This is a genomic window from Cobetia sp. 1CM21F, assembly GCF_023161745.1.
In the GTDB taxonomy this organism is placed as follows: Bacteria; Pseudomonadota; Gammaproteobacteria; order Pseudomonadales; family Halomonadaceae; genus Cobetia; species Cobetia amphilecti.
In genome coordinates this window covers 1-17,883 of sequence record NZ_JALNTQ010000005.1, presented here as the reverse complement: position 1 = coordinate 17,883, position 17,883 = coordinate 1, and the positions used below count along the sequence as shown (strand labels likewise).

The following is a 17,883-nucleotide window of genomic DNA, read 5'->3' as shown; positions in this document are numbered from 1 at the left end:
GCGGGTGAGCCTCGAGGCGTCCAGCGCGTCACCCTGGCAGTGCCAGGGCGCCAGCAGACTGGACGCCGACCATTATGGCCGCTCGCGGGCAACAAAGCCAAGCGCCACCTTGCCTCATCGGCACCGATCATGCCCCGCGAGGCACTCGTCGTCAGCCATTCGTGTGAGGCAGAGACCACAACGCCCCCGATCAGGGATCGGAGGCGTTGTGAGTGCCCTCAGCGTGGCCCGTCACGATGACGCGTCATGATGCGCCATCGTGACGGGCTGGCGGCCGACTGCTCAGCCCTGCTGCGGACGCATCGCCGGGAACAGCAGCACGTCGCGGATGGAGGCGCTGTCGGTCAGCAGCATCACCAGACGGTCGATGCCGATGCCTTCACCGGCGGTCGGCGGCATGCCGTATTCCAGCGCGCGCACGTAGTCGGCGTCGTAGAACATGGCTTCGTCATCACCGGCGTCCTTCTCGGCCACCTGGGCCTGGAAGCGTTCGGCCTGATCCTCGGCGTCGTTGAGCTCCGAGAAGCCATTGGCGATCTCGCGGCCACCGACGAAGAACTCGAAGCGATCGGTCACGTGCGGGTTGGCATCGTTGCGACGCGCCAGCGGGCTGACTTCGGCCGGATATTCGGTGATGAAGGTCGGCTGGTCGAGACGGTGCTCGGCGACTTCCTCGAAGATCTCGGTCTCGAGCTTGCCCAGCCCCCAGATCGGCTTGACCTGGATACCGAGACGCTCGGCCGTGGCGCGCGCGGCGTCATAATCGGCCAGGTCGGCTTCGGTGATGCCATCGCCGTACTTGATGATCGACTCGCGCATGGTCATCTGGATGAACGGCTGGCTCAGGTCGTACTCGCTGCCCTGACAGGTGATCTGCGTGGTGCCGAGCACTTCCTGGGCGGCGGTGCGGATCATGTCCTCGGTGAGCGCGATCAGGTCACGGTAGTCCGCGTAGGCCCAGTAGAACTCGAGCATGGTGAACTCGGGGTTGTGACGCGTCGACAGCCCTTCGTTGCGGAAGTTGCGGTTGATCTCGAACACGCGCTCGAAGCCACCCACCACCAGACGCTTGAGGTACAGCTCCGGCGCGATGCGCAGGTACATTTCCATGTCCAGCGCATTGTGGTGCGTGATGAACGGACGTGCGGTCGCGCCACCCGGAATCTGCTGCAGCATCGGCGTCTCGACTTCCATGAAGCCGCGATCGCTGAGGAAGCGACGGATGGAGGCGACGATGCCGGCACGCAGCGCGAAGGTGCGGCGTGACTGCTCGTTCATGATCAGGTCGACATAACGCTGGCGATAGCGCATTTCCTGATCGGACAGACCATGGAACTTGTCCGGCAGCGGACGCAGGTTCTTGGTCATCAGCTGGGCGCTTTCGATCATGACATACAGATCGCCCTTGCCGGATTTGTGCACCGGGCCACTGGCACCGACGATGTCACCGATATCCCAGCTCTTGATGTCCTCGAGCAGCGCTTCCGGCAGGCCCTTCTTGTCGACGTAGAGCTGAATCTGGCCGGAGACTTCCTGCAGCACGATGAAGGGGCCACGTTTGCGCATGATACGCCCGGCGACGGCGGCCTTGCGGTCCAGCGTCTCCAGCTCGGCCTTGTCCTTCTCGCCCAGCTCTTCCATCAGGTCAGCGGCGAGGCTGTCACGACGGAAATCATTCGGGAAGGCACTCTTGCCTTCGGCGGCGGCCTGCTCACGGCGGGCGTTCAGCTTGGCGCGACGTTCGGCGATCAGGCGGTTCTCTTCCTGAGCCTGTTCGGCGGCCTGCTGCTCATCAATGGCGGGGGTCTGCTCTGTCGACATGGAGGGGCCTGTCTCGTGTCAAAGGGTCATGGCCTGGGCCACGACAGATCATGGTCAGCCTGACGATTGTGACCATCAGGGCTGACCGCGATACGGGGATTCGTGGCCTCCGCCGGCGAGACCGGCGGAGGCGAATAGGCGCTGGGCCGCGAGGGTACTCGCGCTCAGAGCCCCATCTTGAGGCTGGCGACGATGAAGTCATCGAGGTCGCCGTCGAGCACCTTGTCACAGTTGCTCGACTGGACGCTGGTCCGCAGGTCCTTGATGCGCTGGTCATCGAGGACGTAGGAGCGGATCTGGCTGCCCCAGCCGATATCGGACTTGGAGTCCTCGAGTTCCTGCTTGGCGGCGTTGCGCTTCTGCATCTCGGCTTCGTAGATACGCGCCTTCAGCATCTTCATGGCGCGGTCACGGTTGGAGTGCTGGCTACGCTCGGTCTGGCAGGCCGCCACGATGCCTGTCGGCACGTGGGTGATACGTACCGCGGAGTCGGTGGTGTTGACGTGCTGACCACCGGCGCCGGAGGAGCGGTAGGTATCGGTGCGCAGGTCGGCCGGATTGATGTCGATCTCGATGTTGTCATCGATTTCCGGCGACACGAACACGGACGCGAACGAGGTGTGACGACGGCCGCCGGAGTCGAAGGGACTCTTGCGGACCAGACGGTGCACGCCAAGCTCGGTGCGCAGCCAACCGAAGGCGTAATCGCCCTCGACGTGGATGGTCGCGGACTTGATGCCGGCGACTTCACCGGCGCTCGCCTCGACGATCTCGGTCTTGAAACCGTGATGCTCGGCCCAGCGCAGGTACATGCGCAGCAACATGTTGCCCCAATCCTGCGCTTCGGTACCGCCGGAGCCTGCCTGGATGTCGAGGTAGGCGTTGTTGGCGTCCATCTCACCCGAGAACATGCGGCGGAACTCGAGCTTCTCGAGACTGGCCTTGAGCTGGTCCAGCTCGCGGACGACTTCGTCCACGGTGCCTTCGTCCTCTTCCTCGACCGCCATTTCCAGCAGGTCGGAGCAGTCGGACAGACCGTTGCTCATGTCGTCGAGGGTCTTGACGACCAGCTCCAGCGACGCACGTTCCTTGCCGAGCTTCTGCGCGTAGTCCGGGTCATTCCAGACATCCGGATTCTCGAGCTCGCGAGTGACTTCCTCTAGCCGATCCTGCTTTTCGGCATAGTCAAAGGTACCCCCTCAGGACTTCTGCCCTTTCGGACAGGTCCTTGATGAGGTTGGTGATCGGATTGATCTCTTGCATGGTCGTCCTGTCTTGAGGCGATGATGCGTGAATGGGTGCGCGGCGATCCTGTCGCAAGCGACGGGCTCCGCCACATGCCACCCGAGGGTGGATGTGCAGATCGACAGCGCGCAAAGCCCGATATTGTAGCCATTTCCCGGCGTGGCGACCATGCCCGGCCCATCATCCGTGGCCAGCGGGCAAGCGGCGGCTCTCGGCTGCCAGGCATGCCACCCATCAGCGGGCAGGCGACGAATACGACCAAAGTGATTCAAAGGTCCGTCAGCCCCGAATGGCCCGAGTTTCCACGCCTTGCATGACGTTTATCGAATGCATGCATAAGCCATCCATTTTTTAACATGGACAGCGGGCAGGAAAAGATTCGATGGTAGAAGGCGACACTCGTATTACCCCTAACAACAATAGCGAGCCTCCCTATCATGGCACGACTGTACTCCCCCTCTCGCACCCCGGTGCTCCCCGGACGCTTCGCGCTCAAACGCCTGGCAGGCTCTCTGCTGCTGGCCGGGGGCATCGTTGCCTCCCAGGGCATCATGGCCGACACGCTCAAGCTGGCGATCATGGGTGAACCGGCCTCGCTGGACCCGCAGCAGATCTCCGGCACCTGGGAAAATGACGTGGTGGGCGACCTCTTCGAGGGCCTGGTCACCGAAGCCGCCGATGGCGAGCGCATCCCCGGCGCGGCCGAGTCGTGGCAGATTTCCGACGATGGCAAGACCTATACCTTCACGCTGCGCGAGGACGGCAAGTGGTCAGACGGTGAGCCGGTGACCGCCGAGGACTTCGTGTACGCGCTCAAGCGCATCATGACGCCGGAAAATGCCTCGGATTACGCCTACATCCTGTATCCGATCAAGAATGCCAAGGCCATCAACAGCGGCGAGGCCGAGCCGGACACCCTCGGCGTGCGTGCCGTGGATGATCATACCCTCGAGATCACCCTCGAGCGCCCGACGCCCTACTTCCTGGATCAGCTGTCGCACTACACCGCCTACCCGCTGCCGAAACATGTGGTGGAGAAATACGGCAAGGACTGGACCGACCCCGGCAAGATGGTCTCCAACGGTGCCTTCGAGCTGAGCGAGTGGCAGCCGCAGACCCGCATCGTCGCGCTCAAGAATCCTGAGTTCCACGATGCCAATGAGGTCGCGCTGGATGAGGTGATCTACTACCCCATCGAGGAGCGCAACAGCGCCCTGAAGCGCTTCCGCGCCGGCGAGATCGACATCGCGCGCGAATTCCCGACCCAGCAATACGGCTGGCTGAAGGACAACCTGCCGGACGCCACCCACGTCGCGCCCTACCTGGGCATCTACTACTACGTGCTCAACTCGCGCGATGGTCATGCCACGGCAGACCCGCGCGTGCGCGAGGCGCTCAACCTCTCCATCCGCCGCAACATCATCACCGACAAGATTCTCGGCACCGGCGAAGTGCCGGCCTACAGCTTCGTGCCCACCGGCGTGAACCATTACGACATCCAGGAGATGGCCTTCAAGGACATGTCAATGGATGAGCGCATGCAGAAGGCCAGGTCCCTGATGGAAGACGCCGGCTATGGCCCGGACAATCCGCTGGAGCTGACCCTGCGCTACAACACCAGCGAAGACCACAAGAAGGTGGCCATCGCCGCCGCCGCGATGTGGAAGCCGCTGGGCGTGAAGGTCAATCTGCTGAATGCCGAAGTCGCGGTGCACTACGAGGACATGCGCCAGGGCAAGTTCGATGTCGGCCGCGCCGGCTGGATAGGCGACTACAACGACGCCCAGAACTTCCTCAACCTGCTGGAAAGCGGCGTGCCCAACAACTACGGCGCCTATTCCAACAGTGCGCTGGATGAGGACATGCACAAGGCCGCCAATACGCTCGACATGGAGGATCGCGAGGCGCTGATGCAGGACGCCGAGCGCAAGGCGCTGGATGACTACGCCGTGCTGCCGATCTACTACTACGTGTCGCGCAATCTGGTGAACCCCAAGCTCAGCGGCTGGAAGAACAACATCGAGGATACCCACCGCTCGCGCTGGGTCTCGTTCTCCGAGTGAGGCGAGCCCTGTGAGCCTCTGACCCGGCTCGCCGCTCTCTAGATCGTCATGGGTCCACGCTCGTGTCCGTCAGGGCAGGAGCGTGGCATCTGCCAAGGATGGCACCAGAAGATGACGTCGCGCCCCACGGGCGTGACAAGGAGTTCATGCATGTCCCCCACCTCACCGATGCAATGCGCGGCAAGCCTCAGCGCAGGCCTGCTGCTGTCCGTTCTCCCCCTCTCCCTCGGCGCTTCCGGCAGCGCCATGGCAGCAGAATCCACCAGCCAGAGCGAGCAGATCCTGCGTATCGCCAATGGCGCCGAGCCCGGCTCGCTGGACCCGCAACAGACCAACGGCACCTGGGAGACACGCATCACGCGTGATCTGTTCGAGCCGCTGATCGCCTACTCCGCCGATGGCGAACTGATTCCCGGGCTGGCAGAGCGCTGGGAGTCGTCCGCCGATGGGCTGAGCTGGTCCTTTCATCTGCGCGAGGGGCTCGAATGGTCAGACGGCACGCCGCTGACCGCCCAGGATGCGGTCTTCGCGCTGCGCCGCCTGCTGACACCCGCTACCGCGGCCCACAACGCCACGCTCTACTACCCGATCGTCAATGCCCGCGCGGTGAATACCGGTGCGCTGGCACCGGAGCAACTCGGCGTGGCCGCACCGGATGCGCGCACGCTCACCATCACCCTCAGCCACCCTTCGGCGACGCTGGAGCAGACACTGGCGATGAGCGAAGCCGCCCCGCTGCCACGCCATGTGATCGCGGCCAAGGGCGCTGACTGGACCCGACCGGCCAACATGGCCACCTCAGGCGCCTTCGTGCTCAAGACGTGGTCGCCCCAGGCCGAGATTCGCCTGACGCCCAATCCGCGCTATCACGCGGCGGACACGGTCACGCTCGATGAGGTGGTCTACCTGCCCATCGAGGAGAGTCATGCCGCGCTCAATCGCTTCCGCGCCGGCGAGGTCGAGATCGCCTACGGCGTACCCGCCAGCCATTACACCTGGATCCAGGACAATCTGGCCGCTGCCCTGCAGACCTACCCGATCCTCGGCGAGTACTTCTATGTCTTCAATCTGCGTGATGGCTCGCCGGTGGCCGACCAGCGCATTCGTCGCGCGCTGAATCTGGCCACGCGCCGTGAGGTGATCACCGAGCGCATTCTCGGCATGGGCCAGATTCCCTCCTGGCACTTCGTGCCGAAGGCATTGGGTGAGCATCAGGGCGCGCGCTTCGACTTCGCTGACTGGTCGATGGACCGGCGCATGGCGAAGGCGCGTGAGCTGATGGCCGACGCGGGCTACGGCCCGGATACCCCGCTTGAGCTGACCCTGCGCTACAACACCCTGGAAGACCACAAGAAGATCGCCGTGGCCCTGGGGGCGATGTGGAAACCGCTGGGCGTGAAGGTGACGCTGACCAATACCGAGGCTGCAGTGCATTACCGGGATCTGGCGCTGGGCGATTTCGAGGTCGGCCGTTACGGCATGATCGCGACCATCGCCGATGCCTACGACTTCCTGAATGCCTTCAGCAGCGACAACACCTCCAACGCGCCCGGGCTCAGCTCGCCGACCTACGATGCACTGATCGAGGCGGCGGCGCGTGAAGGAGACGTCGGCACCCGCCAGCGCCAGCTCCACGATGCCGAGCAGTATCTGCTCGACAACGATGTGGTGCTGCCGCTCTACGACTATGTCACCTCCAGCCTGGTCGACCCCGCCATCAGCGGCTGGGCGCCCAATGCGCTGGACGTGCACCCGAGTCGCTATCTGCAGCTCGATACCTCGCACTGACAGGCGACAGTCACCAATAACAACGACACACCCGGGCAGCGGCCCGGACGGAGCACTGGATGCTGAGCTACACCCTCAAACGGTTACTGCAGGCGATTCCCACCCTGCTGATCGTGATCACCCTGTCGTTCTTCCTGATGCGGGTCGCCCCGGGCGGCCCCTTCGATGGCGAGCGCCGCCTGCCCCCGGAAATCGAGCAGAACCTGCGCGCGGCCTATCACCTGGATGAGCCATTGCCGATGCAGTATCTGCGCTATCTGGGCGATCTGGTGCAGGGCGATCTCGGCCCGTCCTTCAAGTACAAGGACTTCGATGTCAGTGAGCTGATCAGCCAGGGCTTCCCGGCCAGTCTGGAGCTGGGCATGTGGGCGATTCTGGCCGCGCTGCTGATCGGAGTACCACTGGGGGTGATCGCGGCCATCCGGCGCAACTCGACGGCGGATTACGTAGTGATGAGTACTGCGCTGGCGGGGATCGCGGTGCCCAACTTCGTGATCGCCCCGCTGCTGGCACTGGTATTCGGCGTGCTGCTCGGCTGGTTGCCGGCCGGCGGCTGGAACGGTGGCGCCTGGCAGAACCTGCTGCTGCCGGTGGTGGCGCTCTCCATCCAGCAGATCGCCTACATCGCCCGCATGATGCGCGCCAGCATGATCGAGGTGCTCGGCAGTCACTACATCCGCACCGCCCGCGCCAAGGGCCTGAGCGAGTGGAAGGTGATTCTGCGCCATGCATTGCGACCGGCGATGCTGCCGGTGGTCTCCTACCTCGGCCCGGCCATCGCCGGCATCATCACCGGCTCGGTGGTGATCGAGCAGATCTTCGGCATTCCCGGCATCGGGCGCTATTTCGTGCAGGGTGCGCTCAATCGTGACTACACCCTGGTGATGGGCACGGTGGTCTTCTATGGCGCCTTGATCCTGCTGCTCAACCTGATCGTCGATCTGCTCTACAGCATGCTCGACCCGCAGATCCGCTACGACGACTGACCCGAGGCCCTGACATGTCACAGACAACTCCCGCTCCCCACGGCACCGGCGGTGCCAGTGCCTTCGACGGCCAGCCCCCTGCCGCGCCGGCAGGCGACAGCCTGACCCGCGACGCCTGGCGTCGTCTCAAGCAGAACCGCGCTGCCATGTGCAGCCTGGTGGTGATGGCCGTCATCGTGCTGGCCTGCCTGATCGGCCCGTGGCTGACGCCCTTCGAACTCGATGAAGTCGACTGGAACGCCATCGGCACCGGTCCGGACCTGGCCTCCGGCCACGTCTTCGGCACCGACGTCAACGGCCGCGACCTGCTGACCCGCACCCTGCATGGCGGCCAGATCTCGCTGTCGGTGGCGCTGGTCGCCACCTTCGTCAGCCTGGTGATCGGCGTGCTCTACGGCGCCGTCTCCGGCTACTTCGGCGGACGCACCGACAACCTGATGATGCGCTTCGTCGACATCATGTATTCGCTGCCGTTCATGTTCCTGGTGATCCTGCTGATGGTGGTGTTCGGTCGCAACATCTTCCTGATCTACGCCGCCATCGGCGCGGTGGAGTGGCTGGACATGTCGCGCATCGTGCGCGGCCAGGTGCTGGCACTCAAGAAGCGTGAATTCGTGGAGGCGGCGCATGCGCTGGGGGTGCGCGACCTGCAGGTGGTCACCCGCCACCTGATCCCCAATGCGCTGGGGCCGGTGATCGTCTACGTCACGTTGACGGTGCCCAAGGTCATCCTGCTGGAAAGCTTCCTGTCGTTCCTCGGTCTCGGCGTGCAGGAACCGCTGACCTCGTGGGGCGTGTTGATCTCCGAAGGCAAGGACATGATGGAGACCGCACCCTGGATGCTGCTGGTGCCCTCGGCCTTCCTCGCCGCGACCCTGTTCTGCCTCAACTTCCTCGGCGATGGGCTGCGTGACGCCCTCGACCCCAAGACTCGCTGAACCGGAGCGCTGATCATGACTTCTTCACCCTCTACCTCCGGCACCTCCTCCAGCCTGCCGCCAGCACGCAACGCCGCCGACCAGGCCCGCGCCGACACCCTGACTCGCCTGGGGCTGGCCGCCGAGGCGCCTGGCACGCCGCCGCTGATGGAGATCGATGACCTCAAGGTCGACTTCCAGTTGCCGGACGGCGCGGTACCCGCCGTCAAGGGCGTCAGCTTCACCCTCAACAAGGGCGAGACGCTGGCGCTGGTCGGCGAGTCCGGCTCCGGCAAGTCGGTCACGTCCACCGCCATCCTGCGCCTGTTGCCGGAACTCGCCGAGATCAAGGGCGCCATCCGCCTGCGCGGCGAAGACCTGCTGAGTGCCTCGACGCGCCGCATGCGCGAGCTGCGCGGCAACCGCATCGCCACCGTCTTCCAGGAGCCGATGACCTCGCTCAACCCGCTGCACCGCATCGGGCGCCAGATCATCGAGGTACTGGCGCTGCATCGTGACCTCAAGGGCCGTGCGGCTCGCCACAAGGCGCAGGAACTGCTCGAGCAGGTCGGCATTCCGGAGCCGGCGCGGCGTATCGACAGCTATCCCCATGAGCTGTCCGGTGGCCAGCGTCAGCGCGTGATGATCGCCATCGCGCTGGCCTGCGAGCCGGACCTGCTGATCGCCGATGAGCCGACCACCGCGCTGGATGTCACGGTGCAGGCGCAGATCCTGCGGCTGCTCAAGTCGCTGCAGCAGCGCTACGGCATGGCGATCCTGTTCATCACCCATGACCTGAGCATCGTGCGCCACTTCGCGGACCGCGTCTGCGTGATGCGTCACGGCGAGCTGCTGGAAACCGGCGCCACCCATGACGTCTTCGAGAGCCCGCAGCATGCCTACACCCGCATGCTGATCGATGCCGAGCCGGCCGGCGAGAAGGCGCCGGTGGCCGCGGATGCGCCGGTGCTGCTGTCGGCGCGCGATGTGCGTGTCAGCTTCACCATCAAGCGTCCGCTGTTCGGGCCCAAGGTCGCCTTCGAGGCGGTGCGCGGCATCGATCTCGAGGTGCGACGCGGCCAGACCATCGGCATCGTCGGCGAGTCCGGCTCCGGCAAATCGACGCTGGGGCGCGCCCTGCTGCGCCTGCTCAAGAGCCAGGGCCAGATCAGCTTCGATGGCGTCGATATCATGCCGCTGGACAAGTCAGGCATGCGTCCTTTGCGCTCGCGCATGCAGGTCGTCTTCCAGGACCCCTTCGGCTCCCTGTCGCCGCGCCTGACCGTGGGCGAGATCATCAGTGAAGGCCTGCGCGTGCATCACCCCGAGCTCAATCGCGCCCAGCGCGATGCGCGGGTCTGCGACGCCCTGAGCGAGGTCAGCCTCGACCCCGGCATGCGCAATCGCTATCCGCATGAGTTCTCCGGCGGTCAGCGCCAGCGCATCGCCATCGCGCGCGCCCTGGTGCTCAAGCCGGAATTCCTGCTGCTGGACGAGCCGACCTCGGCGCTGGACCGCTCGGTACAGGTCACGGTGATCGACCTGCTGCGCGACCTGCAGGCGCGCCATGGCCTGACCTATCTGTTCATCAGCCATGACCTGGCGGTAGTCCGTGCGCTGTCAGACCACCTCATCGTGATGAAGGAAGGCGAGGTGGTGGAAAGCGGCAGTACCCATGCCATCTTCGAGGCACCCCGTGAGCGTTATACGCGTGAATTGATGCAGGCTGCCTTCGCCCCGGACCTGGGCCAGACGCACCACTGACCCCCTGAAAAGACGACATGCCTGATGGGCGCTGCGGCGCCCATCAAGACCCCGCTTTGCCTGGGAAAAGGCGCAGGGCCTCATCACTGCCTGCCTGAAGGGTGGCGATGAGCGCCCGGCCTCGCCCCGGGCAAGGGCAGCCGAGTCGCTCACACGAATCGACATTGGCTGCCAACCGGGTGCTTGCACCCGACCGAGGCCGGAGCAGGACGCTCCGGCATGACCCACACCGATGGAAAGACATGCACAGGATGACGATGCAACCTACAACAACAGCCAGCATCCCCCTCCACACTCACTCACGACTGCGTCACGCGATTGGCGCAGCCCTGCTCGGCACGGGACTGCTGAGCATGAGCCCCATGGCCCAGGCCATCGAGGTCTACAAGACGGATACCGACCGCGTCGAGTTCAGTGGCCGCCTGGCGGCGTTTGCGGTGATCCAGGATGGCGCACACGACGAGATCTACAACGGCGGCTCGCGGGTGCGCCTGATCCACGAGCATCAGTTCGAGCAGGGCTGGAGCTCCATCATCCGCGCCGAATGGGGCTTCGATCCCTGGTTCAAGGACGGCACCGATGCTCACTACAAGCGCATGCTCTATGCCGGAGCGGCCCACGAGAAATGGGGCAGCTTCACGGTCGGCAAGCAGTATGGCCCCTGGTACGACATGGTGGCCGTCAACACCGACTGGTTCTGGATCAATGGTGGCGAGGCGTCCGGCACCTTCGAAGGCCGCAGCGGTGACGGCGGCCTGCATGGCACGGGGCGGCCGGACAACTCGCTCTACTGGAAGAAGGGCTTCGACGATGTCACTGTCGGCCTGCTCTACCAGCTCGGCCATGATGGCCAGCACAGCAACGAGACCTCACTCTTCGAGGATGGCGTCTTCACCACCGAGACCGAGTATTCGGGGTATGAGCGTGACTACAGCTATGAGGCCGCGCTCAACTGGCACCCGAACGAGGACTTCACGGTGGGCGGCGTCTTCCACCATACGGAGCTGAGCGACTACGAGAGCGGCAACAGCGAGAACGGCGATATCGATGCCTGGCTGCTCGGCGGTCACTGGTCACCGGGCAACTGGTACATCGCCCTCGTCGGCGGGGAGTATCGCAACCACATCGCCGGCAGCACCCTGGACTCCTCGGAAGATTTCGTCGACAAGGCGCGCGGCGCGGAATTCGTGGTCAACTACAAGTTCAAGGAGGTCATCTGGGGCGATGACAGTGTCGAGCTCTACGGTGGCTTGAATCACCTGGAGGACGCCGACAGCGAAGCACGCTACGCCTATCAGATTCTGGGCGCGGCCTGGCGGGTCAAGGACCTGACGCTGGCCACCGAGTATCGCTTCGACAACAGCCGCCAGTCAGACGGCAGCGAGTACAGCGCCGACCGCGACCAGCTGATGTTCCTGGCGCGTTATGACTTCTGATCGTCATGTCAGACGCTGGTGACGGTTCGCCAATGCTCGCGCTGAGGCGATAGTTCCGCCCTTGCCTGATGAACCCGGCAAGGACGACAAGAAAACGCCCGGTCATATGACCGGGCGTTTTTGTATCGGCTGTATCGGTTGTATCGGTTGTCCCGAGACCAGCTCAGCACTTCAGCCGCTACGCACTCAGAAGCGATAGGTCGCGCCGAGACCGAAGCCATGCGCTTCATTCTCGTAATTGGCTTCATAGGTGCCACGGTTGGGCTCGCTCAGGCTGACGGTAGCCGTCTCTTCCCACAGGTAGGTGTAGGCCATGTCGATGGTCAGCTCCGGCATCGGCGTCCAGCCGGCCCCCAGCGAGAAGATGGTCCGGTCACCGGACGGGATACGCGCGCTGCGATGCTCATCCACGGTCGGGCTGTCATCGAAGGCCATGCCGGTGCGCAGCACCCACTGCGGATTGAGCTGATAGCTCAGACCGACCGCGTACTGCCAGCTGTCCTCGTAGCCCTGCTCCTCGACGATGTCGCTCATGTTGTCGACTTCCACCGCGATCTCGTCGAAGCGGCTCCAGTGCACCCAGGTCACGCCCGCCATCAGCGTCCAGCGATCATCCAGCTTGTGCGTCACGGAGAAGTCGATGCTTTCCGGCAGGGTCACGTCCAGCGACGCATCCTGCTCGGTATTCGCGAAGCCCGTGCCAGTGAAGACATTATTGTACTTGGCCTCACCTTCCAGGCTGTAATCCACCTTGGAGCGATAGGACAGACCGAGACGGGTACTTTCCACCGGCTGGAAGATGACCCCGACGTTGTAGCCCCAGGCGGCGTCGTCGCCCTTGATCTTGACCTTGCCATCGCCTGTGCCAGCATCGAGAGTATTCGACGTCAGCTCACCCTTGACGCTGTTGTAGGTCACACCGGCGCCGATGGCCCACTTGTCATTGATGCGGTAGGAGATGGTCGGCTGGGCGGTGACCACCTCGACTTCACTGTAATTGGCGAAATAACGGCCGCGGAAATCAGAACCATAATCGGTGATCACGCCAAAGGGCGCGTAGACCCCGAAGCCCAGTGCTATCCGATCATTCATCGGCTGCACGTAATAGAAGGAAGGCACTGCCGCCCCCGGCACCATGTCACCGTCATCTCCGCCAGAGACTGGCCGACCGAGTGCATCATTCGCGCTGGCGACATCAATATCGGTATTGACGTCCAGATAGGTCACACCGCCGGTGATCTGGGCACGATCCAGGAAGGACATGCCGGCCGGGTTGCCGAACACGGTGGAAGCATCATTGGCGTTCGAGGCGCGCCCGGCGAAGGAGGTGCCCTGGGTACTGACACTCTGCTCGTTCAGCTGGAAGGCCCCCGCGTGAACGCCACCGGCATAAGCCGTGGCTACCGTTGCCAGAGCGACCCCGAGGGTGAGTTTGTTCATCTTGTTTTTCATTATGGATGGCGTCCCATTGCAGGTGGCTGGAGAGCCGCATGTTGTTGTTATCATTCGTTGATGCATAGCTCTGTCACCTACGTTTTGGGCGAGTCGTGCGTTCAAGTCAAGGGCGAACGTTTGTTTGAATAGGGAGATTTCTAGTATTCAGGGAACTTTCATTCATGTCTGCACTGTCACGTGCTGCTAAGCCCATGACCTGACGACGATTTAGTGCCTTGTCGCCAGCGTTTAAAACACGACAGTCCCCTCTGCTCCCCCCTCTAGCCTATTGGTCGAACATCAGCTTTTGCGTATGTATCGGCTCGCTTGACCTATGTGCAACACATAAGTCTTACACTGATGATCAGTCACGGAACATTGGCTGCCGACAGACCTTCAGGGCAGCCGAATGCTCTCTCCGCCACTCTTGATCACCAGGAGATGATGCAATGAAAGTCGCTGAACTGGCCCGCGCGGGGGGCGTCACCGCCGAAACCGTTCGCCATTACACGCGCCAGGGGCTGATCACGGCCCGACGTGATCCCGTCAACAACTACCAGCGCTTCGATGAGCAGGCGCTGGTACGCCTCAAATTCATCAGTCAGGCACGCCAGCTGGGCTTCAGCCTTGCCGACATCAAACAGATTCTCGAGCAGGCGGACCAGCACGACTCGCCGTGCCCGCTGGTTCGTGACCTGCTGCGACAGCACCTGCCGAGAGTGCGCGAGCGCATTCGTGAGCTGGAAGCCCTGGCAGAGCGCATGGAGCACGCGCTGGATTGCTGGCAGGACCTGCCGGATGGCGTGCCGGACGGCAACAGCGTGTGCTGCCTGATCGAAGGCTTTCCACAGGACGTGCCCGACACCGCTTCCACTTCCAAACGCCGCGACGGGGGGCAATCATGATGACCACATCACTTCCCGAGACACGCCTTCTGCAGGCGCCAGGCATCCATTGTCAGGGCTGTGTCAGCAGGATTCGTCGTGCCCTGCAGGCGCAGGACCCGCAGGCCGAGTTGCTCGGCGCGCCTGACGCAGAGCTGTTGCTGATGCACAGCCAGCTGTCATCCACGGCACTACAGGAAGTCGCGGCAGACAGCGGCTACCCCCTCAAGGAGGAAGCCCTGCCGGAACGCGCCCATCACGATCTGTCGGTGTACGGCATGCACTGCCAGAAGTGCGTCGCCAGATTGCGCGAGGCCATCCAGCACTGGGATGGCACCGCGCAAGTCAGTGGCACGCCGAAAGAAGACACTCTCAACGTGGACACCTGTCTGCCGCGCGGGCTGCTCGAGAGAATCATCCTCGAGACGGACTATTCGCTTGAGGCCCCCGCCGAGGCGGATGAAGCTCAAGCCGCACCGGCTGCTGATACGCCGGCCGTTGCGAGCAAGTCAGCGACTGAGAGCCAGCCAGCCGATAGCGCAAGCACCGAGTTCTCACTGTCCGGCGTCACCTGCGCCAGCTGCGTGGCGACGATCCAGAAGGCACTGGATGGCCTGGATGGAGTGGAGCAGGCGCAGGTCAACTTCGCCTCGCGCACCGCCCAGGTCACGAGCCGCCTCGCTCCCGACGAGATCGTCTCTGCCATCGAGGGTGTCGGCTACGGGGCAAGCCTGGTGGAAGACGCGCAGGCCGGTGAGCAGCAACAGCAAGAGGACGCCGATCAGGAATATCGCTCTCGTGTCCGTGACAGCGTGCTGTCACTGGGCATTGGCATCCCCCTGATGATCAGCATGTTCTTCCATCACCCCGGCTTCGAGGGGCTCGAGCGCGGGATGTGGCTGGCGATCGGCGTCGCCGTGCTGGGCGTGCTCGCCACGGCAGGACGCAGCTTCTTCACCAGCGCCTGGAAGGCCTTTACGCACCATCAGGCCAACATGGATACGTTGGTGGCGCTCGGTACCGGGGCGGCATGGCTTTACTCCATGGGCGTGCTGCTGTTTCCCGACAGCGTGACCCCGGCGGCGCGCGGGCTCTACTTTGAAGCCTCGACCATGATCATCGGCTTGATCAGCCTGGGGCAGGCGCTGGAAGTCCGCGCCCGGGGCCGTACTCAGCAGGCGCTGCGCACGTTGCTGGATCTGCAGACTCGCACGGCCCGCGTGATCCGCGACGGGGAAGAGCGCGAGATCGATATCAACGAGGTCCGCAGCGGGGACCAGGTGCGCATTCGCCCCGGTGAGCGCATTCCGGTGGACGGCAGGGTCATCGAGGGCCAGAGCCACATCGATGAATCGATGCTCAGCGGTGAGCCACTGCCCGTGTCACGCGGTATCGGCGACGAGGTAGCCGCCGGTACGCTCAATACGCGTGGCAGTCTGGTCTTCGAAGTCGAGCGAGTCGGTAGCGAGACGCGCCTGGGACGCATCATCAGCCAGGTGCGTCAGGCGCAGAATTCGCGCCCGCCGATCGGTCGGCTGGCTGACACCATCTCCGGCGTGTTCGTGCCCAGCGTGATGATCATCGCCATCATCGCGGCGCTGGTGTGGTTCAACTTCGGGCCTGCGCCGACCGGCGTGCATATGCTGGTGGTCGCGACAGCGGTGCTCGTCATCGCCTGTCCGTGTGCGCTGGGTCTGGCGACGCCGATCTCGACCATGATCGGGGTCGGCAAGGCGGCGGAACATGGCGTGCTGGTACGCAGCGGTGAGGCACTGCAGACCGCCAGTCGCTTGACCGCGCTGGTGGTCGACAAGACCGGCACCCTGACGCGCGGCAAGCCGGAGGTCACCGAGGTCTCGCTCCTCGAAGGGGAAGACGAGGAAGCCGTGCTGGATGCAGCATATGCACTGGAGCGGGGCTCCGAGCACCCGCTGGCCGCGGCGCTGCTGGCACATATCGAAGCCAGACGCCCCGATGCCTCACGCAGCAAGGCCTTCCATGACTACCAGACCATCAGCGGACGCGGCATTCAGGCTCAGGATGATACAGGGCGCACCTGGCGCATGGGCAACGCTGCCATGCTGGAAGAGGCCGGCATCAGCCTGGCTCCTCTCAGCGAGCAGATCACGTCTCTGGAAGACAATGCGCGCACCTTGATCCTGATGGCCCGCGACGATGAATTGCTCGCCGTCTTCGGACTGGCCGATCCGCTACGTGACGATAGCCGCGATGCCATCGCTCGCCTGCATGCCATCGGTCTGAAGGTGATCATGCTGACCGGTGACAACCCTCACACGGCAGCGGCCGTGGCGCGCGAGACCGGTATCGATGATTACCGTGCCGGCGTCTCACCGGATGACAAGCACGATGAGATCGCGCGGCTGCAGCAGGAAGGTCATGTGGTGGGCATGGTCGGCGATGGCATCAATGATGCGCCGGCGCTGGCGCTGGCCGATGTCGGCTTCGCGATGGGCGAAGGTACCGACGTTGCCATCGAGACCGCCGGTATCACGTTGATGCAGCCGTCGCTGGGCGGGGTCGCGGATGCGATCGCGATCAGCCAGGCCACCCTGCGCAACATCAAGCAGAACCTGGTGGGGGCCTTCGGCTACAACCTGATCGGCATCCCGATTGCCGCAGGCATCCTCTACCCCTTCACGGGCATGTTGCTGTCGCCGGTAATCGCGGGACTGGCCATGTCCCTGTCATCGGTCACCGTCGTGACCAATGCCAATCGTCTGCGTCGATATACGCCCCCGAGTGCAGCTGGATCCGCAACGAGTAACCCCGAGAATACCGCCACCACCTCACAAGGAGCGTCAGCATGATCTGCATGGCCATCAATCTGCTAGGGCTCGGTCTGATCGCCGCCATTGTCTGGTGGTTCTGGCTCGCCAAGTCATGAAACACACTCCAGGCCTTGCTCTGTAGTCGCTGAAATCGAGCAAGATGATTGCACAAGACAATCGCGCAAGATCATCATTTCAAAGCCCTGTCACATCCTGTGTGGCAGGGCTTTTTCGTGACTGTTTCCTGATCAAAAGCGCACCAGACGGCTCTCGCAAGACTCGTATCGAGAGCGCTCATGACATGCCGTCCTGCGGCTCCGAGACCTGGGCCACCCGGCAAGCCCGCTGGAGGGAAAGCAGCTGTCGCGAGGCTGTGTGGATAGCTCCTGCACTGCCAAATCTTGAGTTTTCCACAGCCGCTTTGCTCTTCTTTACCCCGCGTGCCTCTTCTTTACCCCGCTTGATCAAAGTGCCGAGAATGCAAAAACGCCCCTGCCACATCAGTGACAGGGGCGTTTCCTTTGGCCTTCTTTCTGCACAGCGTCTCTGCTGACGTCTCTATGCGCGCCTTACCACACATGTCACACACGGCTTCTCCCACGCATGACCTTCGCGCCTATGATTTTTCCTGCGCACAAAGAGAACCGCCCCTGCAGCAAGGCTGCAGGGGCGGTTCGGGATAAGTGCCTGACGATGACCTACTCTCACATGGAGAAACTCCACACTACCATCGGCGCTAAGCGGTTTCACTTCCGA

11 protein-coding genes are annotated in these 17,883 nt (G+C 63.5%); 8 read left to right on the top strand and 3 right to left on the bottom strand.

The genetic code is table 11. The features are described from left to right. Positions 1–282 precede the first annotated feature (282 nt). Positions 283–1,821 carry a lysine--tRNA ligase gene (gene lysS / locus MSG32_RS14835; protein ID WP_054556548.1) on the bottom strand — a complete coding sequence of 513 codons (1,539 nt, stop codon included), beginning with the start codon at positions 1,819–1,821 and terminating at the stop codon, positions 283–285. Between the two features lie 164 nt (positions 1,822–1,985). Continuing rightward, positions 1,986–3,084, bottom strand: a protein-coding gene (gene prfB / locus MSG32_RS14830; protein WP_107335890.1) for a peptide chain release factor 2 whose coding sequence is annotated in 2 segments (ribosomal slippage) — positions 1,986–3,008 and positions 3,010–3,084 — 1,098 coding nt in all. Because the reading frame shifts where the segments join, the coding sequence is not laid out codon by codon here. Between the two features lie 419 nt (positions 3,085–3,503). Here prfB and MSG32_RS14825 point away from each other — a divergent pair. The 6 genes from MSG32_RS14825 to MSG32_RS14800 all read left to right on the top strand — a co-directional run bounded on the left by MSG32_RS14825 (position 3,504) and on the right by MSG32_RS14800 (position 12,020). Further along, positions 3,504–5,129: a peptide ABC transporter substrate-binding protein gene (locus MSG32_RS14825; protein WP_248380479.1), complete on the top strand. Its 1,626-nt coding sequence runs from the start codon at positions 3,504–3,506 to the stop codon at positions 5,127–5,129. 150 nt (positions 5,130–5,279) lie between these two features. Next, positions 5,280–6,917, top strand: a complete 1,638-nt coding sequence (locus MSG32_RS14820; RefSeq protein WP_248380477.1) for a peptide ABC transporter substrate-binding protein — start codon at positions 5,280–5,282, stop codon at positions 6,915–6,917. A 59-nt stretch (positions 6,918–6,976) separates the two neighbouring features. After that, the gene (gene oppB / locus MSG32_RS14815; protein ID WP_043337152.1) at positions 6,977–7,903 is read left to right on the top strand and encodes an oligopeptide ABC transporter permease OppB; all 927 of its coding nucleotides are present in this window, start codon (positions 6,977–6,979) and stop codon (positions 7,901–7,903) included. A gap of 14 nt (positions 7,904–7,917) precedes the next feature. Next, positions 7,918–8,841 (top strand): ABC transporter permease subunit, encoded by a 924-nt coding sequence (locus tag MSG32_RS14810; protein WP_107335886.1) that lies wholly within the window; start codon positions 7,918–7,920, stop codon positions 8,839–8,841. Positions 8,842–8,988: 147 nt separating this feature from the next. Continuing rightward, the gene (locus tag MSG32_RS14805) at positions 8,989–10,584 is read left to right on the top strand and encodes an ABC transporter ATP-binding protein (RefSeq protein WP_248380600.1); all 1,596 of its coding nucleotides are present in this window, start codon (positions 8,989–8,991) and stop codon (positions 10,582–10,584) included. A 353-nt stretch (positions 10,585–10,937) separates the two neighbouring features. Beyond that, positions 10,938–12,020, top strand: coding sequence for a porin (locus MSG32_RS14800; protein WP_165874008.1), 1,083 nt, complete (start codon positions 10,938–10,940; stop codon positions 12,018–12,020). 186 nt (positions 12,021–12,206) lie between these two features. On the opposite strand, the gene MSG32_RS14795 is transcribed toward MSG32_RS14800, so the two are convergent. Next, positions 12,207–13,460, bottom strand: a complete 1,254-nt coding sequence (locus MSG32_RS14795; protein ID WP_248380475.1) for an outer membrane protein transport protein — start codon at positions 13,458–13,460, stop codon at positions 12,207–12,209. A gap of 443 nt (positions 13,461–13,903) precedes the next feature. On the opposite strand from MSG32_RS14795, the gene MSG32_RS14790 reads away from it, so the two are divergent. Both MSG32_RS14790 and MSG32_RS14785 read left to right on the top strand, forming a co-directional pair. After that, complete coding sequence (locus MSG32_RS14790; protein WP_213113556.1) at positions 13,904–14,359, top strand: MerR family DNA-binding protein; 456 nt, start codon at positions 13,904–13,906, stop codon at positions 14,357–14,359. Continuing rightward, positions 14,356–17,166 (top strand): heavy metal translocating P-type ATPase, encoded by a 2,811-nt coding sequence (locus MSG32_RS14785; RefSeq protein ID WP_348983984.1) that lies wholly within the window; start codon positions 14,356–14,358, stop codon positions 17,164–17,166. Before MSG32_RS14790 ends, MSG32_RS14785 begins: the two co-directional genes overlap by 4 nt. Positions 17,167–17,883: the final 717 nt, after the last annotated feature.